The organism is Actinomadura sp. NPDC048032, from assembly GCF_040653175.1.
Lineage (GTDB): Bacteria > Actinomycetota > Actinomycetes > Streptosporangiales > Streptosporangiaceae > Spirillospora > Spirillospora verrucosospora.
Genome location: NZ_JBEZJP010000028.1, coordinates 23,740 through 35,727, shown reverse-complemented (window position 1 = coordinate 35,727; position 11,988 = coordinate 23,740). Strand labels below are relative to the sequence as shown.

Sequence of the window (11,988 nt, the reverse complement as noted above, 5' to 3'; positions counted from 1 at the left end):
GTCCCTGGGAGGAGCGCGCTGATCCGGCCACGTCATCGGGGCCACCTCCGTGGAAGGCGACCCTCCGAACCTATGCCGGGGTTGAATGCCGTACTAGTCCCCGGCGTCGCTTATTTACCGACGTCTGGGGTTCTCATGGCCGCTAGTGCACGCGGAGCAGAACCGGCCAGGTCTTCGGCCCGACGACCCCGTCGTCGTCGACGCCGCCCCACCGCTGCACGGCCTTCACGGCCTTCTCGGTCTCGTCGTCGAACTTGCCGGTCATGCTCACCTCGGGGTGGCTGCGCGCCAGCAGCAGCCCCTGCAGGGTCTCCACGTGCTCGCCGGAGTCGCCCTTGTTCAGCTGCGGCAGCTTCTTCACCATGTCCTCCGTCCAGTTGCCCCCGCCGTAGGCGGGCCGTCCGTAACCAGCGATGACACTGGAGTCCCTGACGCGGCGCCTCACCGAGTCGCTCGTGTTGCCCTCGATCGTCTGCAGCCGCCCGCCGCCGAGGACCTTCTCGACGACGCCGACATGGTCGATCGCGCCGATGCTGTTGGTGGCGCCCCAGTCGAAGAACACGATGTCGCCGGGCTTGGCCTGGTTGACGCTCGCGGTGGTCCCGCTGTGCCAGCGCCCGGCCTTCTGGAAGTCCTGCGCGTGCCACACGGTGTAGGCGCGGTCCCCGCCGGGCAGGACGGCGCCCGCGTTGCCGCTGTGCCGCGCCCAGTAGGTGATGGCCATGTCGCACCAGGACGCCTTGAGGAACTCGCTTCCGTGCCTGGAGGCGTACTCCCGGGTGATGGTGTTCGGGCGTCCCGCCATCCCGAGCGACTTGCGGGCCTCGGCGATCATTCCCGCGGCGCTCATGACGGGTCCTCCTGCTCGGTCCCGTCCTGCTGGGTCTCGTCCAGGAGGGCCGCGCCCTGTCCGCGGAATACGCCGTCGGCGTCGGGCTCGCCGTACAGCTCCCGGAGGATCTGCTCCTCGTCGGGTTCGGTGGCCCGGTGGACGTCGGGATTCACGTCCACCTCGTCCATGTGAGTCGCTTCCGCGGTGTCTGTTTCGGTCTGGGGGGTCACGTTGCTTCTCCGCAGCGTCGGAGTGTCCGATCGGTCGGGAGCCTGATCCGTTCCGTCAGCGGCTCCGGGCCGACCGTAATGGGAACAACCCCACTTTCTCCGGTTTTTGGGCGAAAACACGTGATTGCTGGATTTCTGCCGTTCACCAGCGACGACGGTCGATCGGCCGGAGCCATTCACGACCCGTCCCTCAGAAGCGTGAGGCCGCCCGGGCCTCGGCCGCGCGGACGCCGTTCGGGGCGGGCGCCACCGTTCTGAGCAGGGGATATTTGGCGTTTCCGGGGTAGGGGCCGCCTATGTTCTTCTTTTTCTCTTCCCGCCTGGGTTGCCTGGGGTCGCTGCTCGTGACCCTGGTGCTCACGTGGGTCGTTTACGTGTTCCTCAGCCGCTGAGCCCGCGGCTCGGGGCGAGGCCCGCCGAGGCGCCGCGGGGGCCTTCGCCGGGAAGATTCCGGTCGACTCCGAGTGATCAGCTTGACAAGGTTCGGTTACCGAGTGTCTCCTTGTGGGCGTGACGAAGCGCGTGCTGACCGACAGCCCCGTGGCCCTGGGCCGCGTGGCCAGCGCGCTGTGTCCTTCGTGTTGTCGCTGATCCCCCTTCCGGGTGATCGTCGCTTCCGCTGACGGTCCCCTTCCCAGCCGGCACACCTGCACGAAGGACTTCCCATGGACCTTTCCGTGGTTCCCGACCTCACCATGCGCGGCCAGGACGATCCGCACGGCCGCGCCACCGCCGTCCGTCCCGCGACCGTCGGGCAGCTCGCCGCCCGCGTCGGCGACCTCGCCGGACGCCCCGGCGAGTGGTGGCGCCTCGTCCGGTTCGACGCCGCCGGGCCGGTGCACGTCCCGCTGGACGGCCGGACCTGGCTGACGACCTGGCCGCCCGGCCACGGCGGGACGATCCCCACCCGGGTCAGCACCCTGATCGCGGGCGAGCTGGCCGAGGTGACGATCACCGCGCGCGGCGTCACCGAGCGTCCGCTCCGGGCCAACCGGGTCCGCGTCCACGGCGGCCCGCCCGCGCTGACGAATCCGGGTCCGGCGTTCGCGGTCAGCCTGCACGCCGGCGCAGGACGTCCCTGGGACCTCCCGCCCACGTGACCACCAGCTCGCCCGAGCGCAGGGCGGCCCGCCCGTCGAGCCGGTCGCGGGAGCCGTTCGCGCAGCTCAGCTTGATCCGGCCCTGCGCGTCCACGGTGCCGGTGCAGAAGCCCGGCGCGTTCAGCGCGGCGGCGCCCCGGTAGAGGAAGAGCGCCACGCGCCGCGAACCGGATCCCGCCGTCCAGGTGCCGTCCAGCGGCGACTTCTTCTCCGCGCCGGGCCGGACCCCGTTCAGCACCGGCGGCGTCGGACGAGCCGCCGGCGCGGCCGGCGAGGACCGCGCCGGCTCCGGCTCTCCCGCGTCGCTGCAGCCGGCCAGCGAGGCGGTGAGCAGCGCGGCGAGGGACAGGCACAGCGTGGCCACGGCCGGCCGCATGGGTCCTCCAGGGAAAGAGAGCGCGCGGCGGGCCCCGGGGGATTAGGCCCGCCGCGCGTGCACCGGGGGTCGGCGCGGGACGGCCCGGACCGCCCGGAGGTCCCACGCAAGATCCACACCAATAGAAACCCGTGGGTTTTTCACGTCAAGGGGGACGGGGGCCTCCGGCCGCTTCCGGTCAGCGGCCGGCCTGGGAGGGGGCGCGCCGGGCCCGGGGCGGCCAGGAACCCGTACGGCGCCGGTCATGCCAGGTCAGCCGGGGTCGCCGGTCAGGTAGGGGGAGGCGGCCTCGCGGCCGACGAGGGGGAGCAGCGCGAAATAGGTGAGGGACGGCAGCAGCGACGGAAGCTCCTCCGCCTCGCCCGTCTCCATCTGGACGTGGATCGCGCTGTAGATGCCGCCCACGATCGCGTCCACCACCGGGGTCGGAACGGGCGCCAGGGACGGATCGGTGAAGAAGGCGCGGAACCGGGCGAGATTGTCGATGCGCGCCTGCCTGACCTGCGGCCCCGCCGCGTTCACCTCCACCAGCGACGCCCGCGCGAACCGCGGTTCGCGGGCGAGGGCGGCGAGGAGCGCGCGAAGCGCCGCGTGGATGCCGTCCGGCCAGGACGGCGCGGCCTCGTAGGCCTCCGTCATCCGGCGGAGCAGGATGTCCATGCCGCGCTGGTAGGCGGCGAGGAAGCACGCGTCGAGGTCGGAGAAGTGCGCGTAGAACGTCTTCTTCGTGACGCCCGCGCCCTCGGTGACCCCGCTGATCGTCGTGTGCGCGAAGCCCCGCTCCGAGACGACGTGGACGAGCGCGTCGATCAGCCGCTCCCGCTGGATCCCGGCGACGGTCTCGGGGGCGAGGCCGTGGCGGCCCGGCTTGATGGCGCGGCGCGGGTCCAGCGCGGACCGGGATCCGGGCAGCGCCTCGGCGCACCCCGTCTCCGGTGTCCCGGCCTTCCCCGCCATCGGCCCTCGATCCGTCACCTGCCGTCGAGGTCACATTACTCGGCGTTCGCCGTCCGGGGGGAAGCCCCGGGCCGTGCGGCACGGGTCACAGCGGCGCCGCGGCGCCGGCGCGTCAGCGCAGGTGGCGGCGCCGCGAGCGGGTCAGCACCCGGACGGTCCCGACCAGCCCCAGGCCGATCAGCACGACCGGGACCATCGCCGTCACGGGCAGGACGTCCCCGTCCGTCAGGCCGTCCGCGAGGAACAGCCCCGCCAGGGCGAGGAAGAACAGCCCCGTCACGGGCCCCGCCGGATCGAACCGGAACCGCTTCTCGCCCGCCGCCTTCTTACCGGCCATCTCCCTGCCCGCCTTCACTCGCTGTGACCTGTCTCGCCGGAACCCGTCCCACGGGCGCGCGCGATCTCAGACACGGTGCACGTCCACGTCTCCGAGCTTGCCGCGGATCCGCAGGACGATCACCGGCGGGTTCGCGGCGTGCGCGACCTCCGGCTCCAGGGTCCGCACGACCCTGGCGGCGGGCCCGCTCGTCGTCCGGTGGTCGATCCGCACGTCGCCGAGACCGATCCGCGCGTCCACCAGCACCCGGGCGGTGGGCGGCACCGTGACCTCCAGGCCGCCGAGCCCGACCTCGGCGTCGATCGTGATCCGCTGGCCGGCCGCGACCGGCAGCGCGGTGAGGTCGAGGTCGCCCTGCCCGACGCCCACCTTGTACACCCGGCCGATCTGCGAGGTGTCGGTCGGGCGCCAGTCGACCTCCCCGTACTCGGCGTTGCGCGGGACGTCGCCCGCGACCGCGGTGGTCAGCATGGCGAGGGTCAGGGCGGTCCCGGCCGCCGCGAGGCCGCCCGTCCGGAACCAGCCGCCGACGACGAGGCCGAGCCCGAGGACGGCGAGCGCGGGCGCCATGACGATCAGCCAGGAGTCCGGGGCGGGGTGGTCCTTGGCCACCGGGATCAGCGCCGCGCCGGCGCCCATGGCCGCGAGCAGCGTGATCGCCGCCACCGGCGACGTCCGGCCGCCGCAGCCTTCCCGGGCCGGCGCCGGGGGCGCGGCGCCGGGCGCGTCCGTCCACGCGGCCGAGTACGCGGCGAGATCGATCATGCCCTCGGGCAGCCCGCCCCGCCCGGAGGCCCCGGGCCCGCCGAGCGGCCCGTGCTCGCCGAGGGGGCCGTGCTCGCGGGGAGGAACGTCCTTGTCGAGCGAGACGCCGCCGACGGACGCGGTCTCGGCCCGCGCCCACTTCGCGGAGGGCTCGGGCGTGTGCCCAGTGATCCGTTCGGGGACGGTCCGCGCCACGGAGATCAGGTCGACGCCCCGGGAGTGCGCGACCAGCAGCACCAGCCCGACCACCACCAGAGGCGCGATGGCGTCGGTGGGGACCCCGCCGAAGAGGCTGAACGCGACGCCCACGCACAGCAGCGCGCCGAGGATCGTCAGGACGGCCTGCCCGTCGAACCACCGCTTGAGCCACTGCTCGGCGAGCGACGACTCGCCCGGGCTCGCCGGCATCAGCAGCGCCGCCACGATGTAGAGGAAGATCCCCTGCCCGTGCGCGAGCGCGAGGACCGCCAACCCGACGCGGAACACGACCGGGTCGATGCCGGTGTAGCGGCCGAGCCCCGTGCACACGCCGGCGAGCACCTTCCGCTCGGCGTCCCGCGAGAGCCGCCGGTAACCGGCCGCGCCGCGGTCACCGGTGGCGGGCCCGTCGTCGGTGCGCCCGTGCAGGTCCTCGTTCTGGCCCTCTTTCTCGCCCATGACAGCCATGGTCGCCTGCCCCGCGCGGCGCGCGGTATCGGGGTCGTCCCTGATTCCGACCCTGAGACCGGCCCGGGGTGGTTCCCTGATGCGAAACATGTCCGGGCGTGTGACGATCGGTGACGTGGGAGAACCTGGGGAAGGACGGCGGTGAGCCAGGAGACGGCGGAACGGCCGGCGGCGCCGCCGGGACCGGCGGGCGCGAGCCCCCTCGGGCCGGCCCGGCTGGAACGGGCGGCCGAGGGGCGGCTCGTCGCCGGGGTGGGCCGGGGGCTGGCCGTGCACCTCGGCGTGGACGTGTTCCTCGTCCGAGGCGCCTTCGTCCTGCTCACGATGGCGAGCGGGCTCGGGTTCGCCGCCTATGCCGCGTTCTGGATCCTCCTCCCCGTCCGGGAGAGGTCCTCGGCCGAGGCGGCCGGGCGGCGGCGCGGCCGGGACTGGGGCCAGCTGCTCGCCTACGCGGCCGTGGCGTTCGGGCTGGCGGCGCTGCCGTGGGGCGCGGCCGGGGTCGTCCGGTGGGCGCTGTGGCCGTTCATCGTCGGCGGCGTCGGCGCCGCGATCCTGTGGCAGCAGGCCGACCGCGACCAGCGGCAGCGCTGGACGCTGCCGCTGCGCCAGAGGTGGCTGCGCAGCCTGCTCGGCCTGCTCCTCGTCGTCGGCGGCATCGGCGGTTTCGTGGCGCAGAAGGTGGAGGCCGACCAGGCGCGGTCCGTCCTCATCGCCATGCTGATCATCCTGACCGGGGTCGCGGTGATCGTGACGCCGTGGGTCGTGCGGCTCTGGCAGGACCTCGACGCCGAACGGCACGAGCGGATCCGGTCCCAGGAGCGCGCGGAGCTGGCCGCCCACATCCACGACTCGGTGCTGCACACGCTGACCCTCATCCAGCGGAACGCGCACGACACCCGCGAGGTGCAGCGGCTCGCCCGGTCCCAGGAGCGCACGCTGCGGAGCTGGCTCTACCAGCCGCGCGCCGACCCCGACCAGACGTTCGCCGCCGCGATCCGGGAGGCGGCCGGAGAGGTCGAGGACGACCACAACGTCCCGATCGAGGTCGTCTGCGTGGGCGACACGGCGCTGGACGACCGGCTCGGCGCCGCCCTCCAGGCCGCGCGGGAGGCGATGGTGAACGCCGCCAAGTACGCCGAGGCGCCCTCGGTGTCGGTGTACGCGGAGGTGGAGGGCGACGAGATCGCCATCTTCGTCCGCGACCGGGGCAGGGGATTCGTTCTCGACCAGGTCCCGGAGGACCGGATGGGCGTCCGAGGGTCCATCATCGGACGTATGGAGCGCAACGGCGGCAAGGCCACCGTCCGCACCGCGCCGGGCGAGGGCACCGAGGTGCGCCTGGAGATCAGGAAGTCGTGAGCGCGGCCGCCGGGGCGGCAGCGCGGGGTGAGGTGGAGCGGGACGTGGGCATGAGCGGGTCGTTGAAGAGGGTCGTGCTGGTCGACGACCACCAGATGTTCCGGACCGGCGTGAAGGCGGAGCTGGGCGGGGGCGTCGAGATCGTCGGGGAGGCCGGCGACGTCGACGAGGCGGTCGCGGTGATCCGGGAGACGCGGCCGGACGTGGTCCTGCTGGACGTCCACCTGCCCGGCGGCGGGGGCATCGAGGTGCTGCGGCGGCTGCACGGCGCCGTCTCGTCCAAGTTCCTCGCGCTGTCGGTGTCGGACGCGGCGGAGGACGTCATCGGCGTCGTGCGCGGCGGAGCCCGCGGCTACGTGACCAAGACGATCTCCGGCCCCGAGCTGACGGACGCGATCGGCCGGGTCGCCGACGGGGACGCCGTGTTCTCGCCGCGGCTCGCCGGATTCGTCCTGGACGCGTTCGCCGCCACGGACGCCCCGTCCGTCGACCCGGAGCTGGACCAGATCACCCAGCGGGAGCGCGACGTGCTGCGGCTGATCGCGCGCGGCTACGCCTACAAGGAGATCGCCAAGGAGCTGTTCATCTCGGTGAAGACGGTGGAGACGCACGTCAGCAGCGTTCTGCGGAAACTCCAGCTGTCGAACCGGCACGAGCTGTCGCGCTGGGCCGCCGCCCGCCGCCTCGTCTAGAGGGGGAACAGCCTGCCCGGGCGGGCCGGGAAGTAAACGTTTTCACTGCGGTTGTGAGCGAATCGTAATCCCCGGTTGCCGCGCATCATGATCACGAACACCCTCCGGTGTGGAACAGTCGCTCGTCATGACCTATCCACCACCCGGGCCCGCGCAGCCGGGCCCGCAGGCCCCCTATCCGCCCCAGCCCCCGCCCCCGCCGATGCCGGGCGACCACGGTCCCGGCTCCCCGTACGGATCCGATTCCGACAAGACCAACGGGCTGGCGATCGCCGCCTTCGTGACCGGCCTCCTCGGATGCCTCGGCGTCGTCGGCCTCGTCCTCGGCGCCGTCGCGCTCAGCCAGATCGCGAAGAAGGGCGGCAAGGGCCGCGGCCTCGCGATCGCCGGGATCGTCCTGTCCTGCCTGTGGCTCGTGGGCGGCATCGCCGCCTTCGCGCTCAGCGGAGACGGCTCGTCCGACGGCGCCGGGGCCGCGCCCAAGGTGACCCCGACCAAGCCCAAGGAGGTCGACGCCGAGAAGATGAAGCTCGGCGACTGCATCAACGACAACTCGGGCGCCACCAGCACCGCGACCGAGGCGCCGGTCGAGGTGGAGAGCGTCAAGATCGTGCCCTGCACGGGGCCGCACGACGGCGAGGTGACGGCCGTCTTCCGGCTGAAGGGCTACGTCATGCCGCCCGAGGCGCGGCTCCAGCAGCTCGCCCTGACCGGGTGCAAGCTCCGCACGCAGGCGCGGATCAACCGCGACCCGGCCGCGCGGGGCATCGCGAACTCCTACTACTACCCGACCGCCGACTCGTGGAAGTCCGGCGACCGCACCGTCACCTGCGTCGCCGTGGCCGCCGCCGACGGCAAGAAGCTCTCGCGACCTCTGCACCGCTGACGTTCCCGGCGTACGCTGGGCGGCCGGCCCGCCGCCCGGTCCGGAACCGCGGCTCCCCCGGTTCTGCGCCCGCCTCTTTCCGTACCGGTTTCTCCGGACCAGAGGCCTTCCCTCCGCGCGAACCCCCTCACGCCCCCGACCCGCGCAAGCCGTCGACCACCATGTCGGCGACGTGTTCGACGGTGGACACTCCCGTCTCCATCGTCGGGTTGCCTCCGCTGCACACCGCGATGAGGAAGTCGTGGCCGGGCCCGCTGACACGGCCGATGCTGTTGATCGACCAGCCGTGCCCCTGGAAGCGGAGCGGCACCCAGCCGTTCTTCAGCGCCACCCTCTCTCCCGGACGCGCCGCCGCGCTGACGCCCCACGCCTGCTCGTCCAGCACGGACCCCATCAGACCGAGGACGTACCGGCGCCCGCGCGCCTCCAACGGGCTCTCGTCCGACGCCAGGTTCGTCAGGAGGCGCACCTGGTCGGCCGGGCTCGTCCAGGACGACCCCCATGAGGTGGGGAACGGCTTCGTGTCCTTCAGCCCGAAGGCCAGGTTCGTCCTCGCGACTCCGGGGCCGCGACCGGCCGCGGAGTACAGGGCGTCCGCCGCCGCGTTGTCGCTCTCCCTGATCATCGTTCGGGCCAGTGCCCGCTCCGTGCCGCTCAGCCCTCGCCCGCCGGCCTGCCGCTGCAGCAGGAGGCTCGCCAGGATGTCGACCTTCATGATGCTGGCGGAGACGAACCGCCCGTCCTGGTTCTCGCCGAACGACGCCCCCGTCCTGAGGTCCTTCACCATCACCCCGGCCCTGCCCGGACGGTTCCTGACATAGGCGCGCACCGCCTGGCGCAGCGCCCCCGAGTCGAACGGGCGACTCGCCAACCGGACCGTGGACACGTCCCGTCCCGCCGATGAGGACTCGCCCGCGTTCGCGACGACACGGCCCCCGCGCGGCGCCCCGTCCGCCATGAACCAGTAGGCGGCCGAACCCGCCCCGCCACCCGCCAAGAGAGCGAGCACAACCAACTGACGCCGCATCGATTCCCCCGAAACTCATGCGACCCAACCAAGAATGAACGCGTGGCCTACCGGCTGCAGGTGAGCCCTCTAGCCGTGCGCGACTCATCGGCCGCGCACGAGTTCTTGGTCGTGCGCGGCCGGACGGGTTCTGCGTGGCTCTTCAGGGGCAGGCGCTCGCGGGCGCGCGTCCCCGTGGGCAGGTGTCGCCCCGGGGTGCGCGCCTGGGCGGCGTGTGGGCCTAGAGGGCGCCTGGCAGGCGGGCCGGGCAGCCCGGCTCGCAGCGCTCGGAATGCCGCGCCAACCGGCGCGCGTACGCGTCGAGGCGGCGACGCAGGACGGCGCTGGTGAGCGGTCCGGTGCCCGGGAAGCCGTCCACCTCGCCGCGCCAGCGGATCAGCGTGCCCGCGAAGTGCGGCTCCAGGGTGATGTCGGCGCGAAGGCGCCGCTCCGGGTGGCCGGCCAGCGCGATGTAGCCGTAGTGCCGCGGCGGGTCCCAGGCCACGACCTCCTCCCGCCACGACCGGACGTACCGGACGGCGCCGAGCCCGTTCGGGTGCTCCTCGCCGGCGGACTCCCGCCGCACCCTGGTCCAGAAACCGCCCCACTCGTCCCATGCCTCCGGCACGCAGACGTGCTTGAAGATCACCTCAGGCGCGGCGGCGGATGTGGCGGTGGCCTCGATCTCACGCGGCATGACGACCCCCCGAGTTCTGTCACATGGGGGTACATGCCCGCTCGGAGGCTGATTACGGCTTGTAAGAGACTGTATTTGCTAAGTGACCGAGACTTGAGTGACCTGACCGCTTCGGTGAGCCTTTGCGAGGGCGGCGCATTACCCGGGGGTCGCGTTCCCCGGGAGTCGTGGCGGGGCTCAGGCGGTGTCGACGACCTGGAACGACTCGGCGAGACGTCCCTCGGGCAGCCCCGCGGCGGCGGCGTTGGCCGCGAGCCAGCCGCGCAGCATCTCCGGCAGGCCGTCCCCCATGTGGGCGGTCTGGCTCGCGTGGGCCCGCAGCGCGTTCACCTTCCGGTCGAACTGGTCGGTGATGTCGACGTAGTGGTTCACCTCGGGGCCGCCGGACAGCCACACCTCCCGCGCCGTCCACGCCTCCAGGCCCTCGTCGGCGAGCAGCTCCGGATAGGCGTAGGGGTTGCGGGCGTCGGGGTAGACGGCGTCGAGCGCGGCCGCGCCGACGGCCCGGTGGTCGGGGTGGCTGGGGTAGATCCGCTCGTAGTTGCGCTCGGGGCTCGGCATCAGCACCCGGTCCGGGCGCACCTGCCGGATCACGCGCGCGATGTCGCGGCGCAGGCCGAAGCCCACCTCGACCCGCCCGTCCGGGTAGCCGAGGAACCGGACGTCGCCGACCCCGACGCACTTGGCCGCGGCGCGCTGCTCCTCGCGGCGCAGGACGGCCATCTCCTCGCGGGTGACGCCGTCGTCGAAGCCTCCCGCGTCGCCGTCGGTGATCATGAGGTAGACGACCTCGATCCCGCGGTCCGTCCAGTGCGCCACCGTCCCGGCCGCGCCGAAGTCGACGTCGTCGGGGTGCGCCATCACGGCCAGGATCCGCTGCACTTCGCTGTCGTCCAGAACGTTGGTCACATCTTCAACAATAAGGTCGGCCAACGGTCCCGGCATACCCGGACGCCGTGCTTTCAGCGAACGTTCCGGGTGCGCCGGGTGACCGGATCCGAGGCGGCCGGGAGGCGGCTCCCGCTCAGAAGGTGAGCAGGGCCGACAGCAGGCGCTCCTGGAACCGCGCGACGTCGCTGCCCACGGCCACCTTCACCGGACGGCGGGTGTCCTCGGCGGGCAGCGAGCGGGCGTCCCACACGGTCGTGCCGCGCGTCAGCTCGCCCCGCAGCTCCACCCGCACCGGACGCTGGACGTACTCGCCGAGGTCCGGGTCGACGACCAGCATCGCGGCGAGGGCGTCGTGGATGACGGCACCCCGGCGCCTCAGGGTGGGGGTGTAGGCGTCCGCGTAGAACTCCAGGATGTTCGCGGCGAACCGGGCGACGGGGGTGTCGTGCGCGGCCAGCCTGTCCAGCCAGTCGTCGTGGACGGCGGTCGGGTGCGTCGCGTCCAGCGGCACCAGGACGATCGGCCAGTCCGCCGCGAACACCAGGTCGGCGGCCTCGGGATCGTGCCAGATGTTCGCCTCGGCGTGCGTGGTGATGTTGCCGGGGTGGTCGAACGCGCCGCCCATCACCACGACCTCGCGGATCAGCGACGGCAGCTCGCCGTCCAGCAGCAGCGCCGAGCCGAGGTTGGTCAGCGGGCCGGTCGCGAGCAGGGTCAGCTCGCCGGGCATCGCGCGGGCCAGCCGGACGATCTGCGCGGCGGCGGGCTCGGCGACCGGGCGCCCCGCGGGCGCGGGGAGGTGCGTGTCGCCGAGGCCGTCGGTGCCGTGCCAGTCGAGCGCGTAGTGGACGTCCTGCGCCATCGGCCGGGCGGCGCCGACCGCGACCGGCACCACGGGCCCTCCCGGCCCGGGCTCGCCCGCGGGGACGCCGGCGGCCTCCAGGACGCGCAGCGTGTTCAGCGCGCCGGTCATCGGGTCGATGTTGCCGTGCACCGTGCCGACCGCCGCCAGCTCCGCCCTCCCCGCCCGCACCAGCGAGGCGAGGTACAGCAGCGTCATCGCGTCGTCGATGCCGGTGTCGCAGTCATAAAGGATCTTCGGTGCCTTCGTCACGGGTGCAACCTATGCGGGCGCGGGCCTCCGGGCACCCCCGGTTCGCAAGATCGGCGATTGGGCCTGGGAGGGGGCGCTTC

The 11,988-nt window shown here is 73.1% G+C and carries 14 protein-coding genes; 4 read left to right on the top strand and 10 right to left on the bottom strand.

What is annotated here, in order from left to right; all coding sequences use genetic code 11:
- Window positions 1–142: 142 nt before the first annotated feature.
- A complete protein-coding gene (locus AB0C69_RS06660; RefSeq protein ID WP_345176582.1) occupies window positions 143–850 on the bottom strand; it encodes a peptidoglycan-binding protein in 708 nt (235 codons plus the stop codon).
- A complete protein-coding gene (locus AB0C69_RS06655) occupies window positions 847–1,020 on the bottom strand; it encodes a hypothetical protein (RefSeq protein ID WP_360350644.1) in 174 nt (57 codons plus the stop codon). Before AB0C69_RS06655 ends, AB0C69_RS06660 begins: the two co-directional genes overlap by 4 nt.
- Before the next feature lie 707 nt (window positions 1,021–1,727).
- Here AB0C69_RS06655 and AB0C69_RS06650 point away from each other — a divergent pair.
- Window positions 1,728–2,162 (top strand): cysteine dioxygenase, encoded by a 435-nt coding sequence (locus AB0C69_RS06650; RefSeq protein WP_360350641.1) that lies wholly within the window; start codon window positions 1,728–1,730, stop codon window positions 2,160–2,162.
- On the opposite strand, the gene AB0C69_RS06645 is transcribed toward AB0C69_RS06650, so the two are convergent.
- The 4 genes from AB0C69_RS06645 to AB0C69_RS06630 form a co-directional block, all read right to left on the bottom strand.
- Entirely contained in the window at window positions 2,113–2,538 is a 426-nt protein-coding gene (locus tag AB0C69_RS06645; RefSeq protein WP_360350638.1) for a hypothetical protein, read from the bottom strand. The two genes, AB0C69_RS06650 and AB0C69_RS06645, sit on opposite strands and share 50 nt — an antisense overlap.
- A gap of 252 nt (window positions 2,539–2,790) precedes the next feature.
- Complete coding sequence (locus tag AB0C69_RS06640) at window positions 2,791–3,495, bottom strand: TetR/AcrR family transcriptional regulator (RefSeq protein WP_360350635.1); 705 nt, start codon at window positions 3,493–3,495, stop codon at window positions 2,791–2,793.
- Window positions 3,496–3,607: 112 nt separating this feature from the next.
- The gene (locus AB0C69_RS06635) at window positions 3,608–3,832 is read right to left on the bottom strand and encodes a hypothetical protein (RefSeq protein WP_345176594.1); all 225 of its coding nucleotides are present in this window, start codon (window positions 3,830–3,832) and stop codon (window positions 3,608–3,610) included.
- Window positions 3,833–3,898: 66 nt separating this feature from the next.
- The gene (locus AB0C69_RS06630) at window positions 3,899–5,254 is read right to left on the bottom strand and encodes a PspC domain-containing protein (protein WP_360350632.1); all 1,356 of its coding nucleotides are present in this window, start codon (window positions 5,252–5,254) and stop codon (window positions 3,899–3,901) included.
- A gap of 225 nt (window positions 5,255–5,479) precedes the next feature.
- Here AB0C69_RS06630 and AB0C69_RS06625 point away from each other — a divergent pair, with 225 nt between their 5' ends.
- The 3 genes from AB0C69_RS06625 to AB0C69_RS06615 all read left to right on the top strand — a co-directional run bounded on the left by AB0C69_RS06625 (window position 5,480) and on the right by AB0C69_RS06615 (window position 8,200).
- Window positions 5,480–6,622, top strand: a complete 1,143-nt coding sequence (locus AB0C69_RS06625; RefSeq protein ID WP_345176834.1) for a PspC domain-containing protein — start codon at window positions 5,480–5,482, stop codon at window positions 6,620–6,622.
- 50 nt (window positions 6,623–6,672) lie between these two features.
- Window positions 6,673–7,314 (top strand): response regulator, encoded by a 642-nt coding sequence (locus tag AB0C69_RS06620; RefSeq protein WP_353834006.1) that lies wholly within the window; start codon window positions 6,673–6,675, stop codon window positions 7,312–7,314.
- Between the two features lie 127 nt (window positions 7,315–7,441).
- The gene (locus AB0C69_RS06615; RefSeq protein ID WP_360350628.1) at window positions 7,442–8,200 is read left to right on the top strand and encodes a DUF4190 domain-containing protein; all 759 of its coding nucleotides are present in this window, start codon (window positions 7,442–7,444) and stop codon (window positions 8,198–8,200) included.
- A gap of 127 nt (window positions 8,201–8,327) precedes the next feature.
- Here the strand turns inward: AB0C69_RS06615 and AB0C69_RS06610 are convergent, their stop codons facing one another.
- The 4 genes from AB0C69_RS06610 to AB0C69_RS06595 all read right to left on the bottom strand — a co-directional run bounded on the left by AB0C69_RS06610 (window position 8,328) and on the right by AB0C69_RS06595 (window position 11,908).
- On the bottom strand, window positions 8,328–9,197 hold the full coding sequence (locus AB0C69_RS06610) for a serine hydrolase (protein WP_360350625.1): 870 nt from the start codon (window positions 9,195–9,197) through the stop codon (window positions 8,328–8,330).
- A gap of 250 nt (window positions 9,198–9,447) precedes the next feature.
- Entirely contained in the window at window positions 9,448–9,903 is a 456-nt protein-coding gene (locus AB0C69_RS06605; RefSeq protein WP_345176603.1) for an SRPBCC family protein, read from the bottom strand.
- A gap of 177 nt (window positions 9,904–10,080) precedes the next feature.
- Window positions 10,081–10,848, bottom strand: a complete 768-nt coding sequence (locus AB0C69_RS06600) for a PIG-L deacetylase family protein (RefSeq protein ID WP_360350621.1) — start codon at window positions 10,846–10,848, stop codon at window positions 10,081–10,083.
- Window positions 10,849–10,927: 79 nt separating this feature from the next.
- Window positions 10,928–11,908 carry a nucleoside hydrolase gene (locus AB0C69_RS06595; protein ID WP_360350618.1) on the bottom strand — a complete coding sequence of 327 codons (981 nt, stop codon included), beginning with the start codon at window positions 11,906–11,908 and terminating at the stop codon, window positions 10,928–10,930.
- Between the last annotated feature and the right edge of the window lie 80 nt (window positions 11,909–11,988).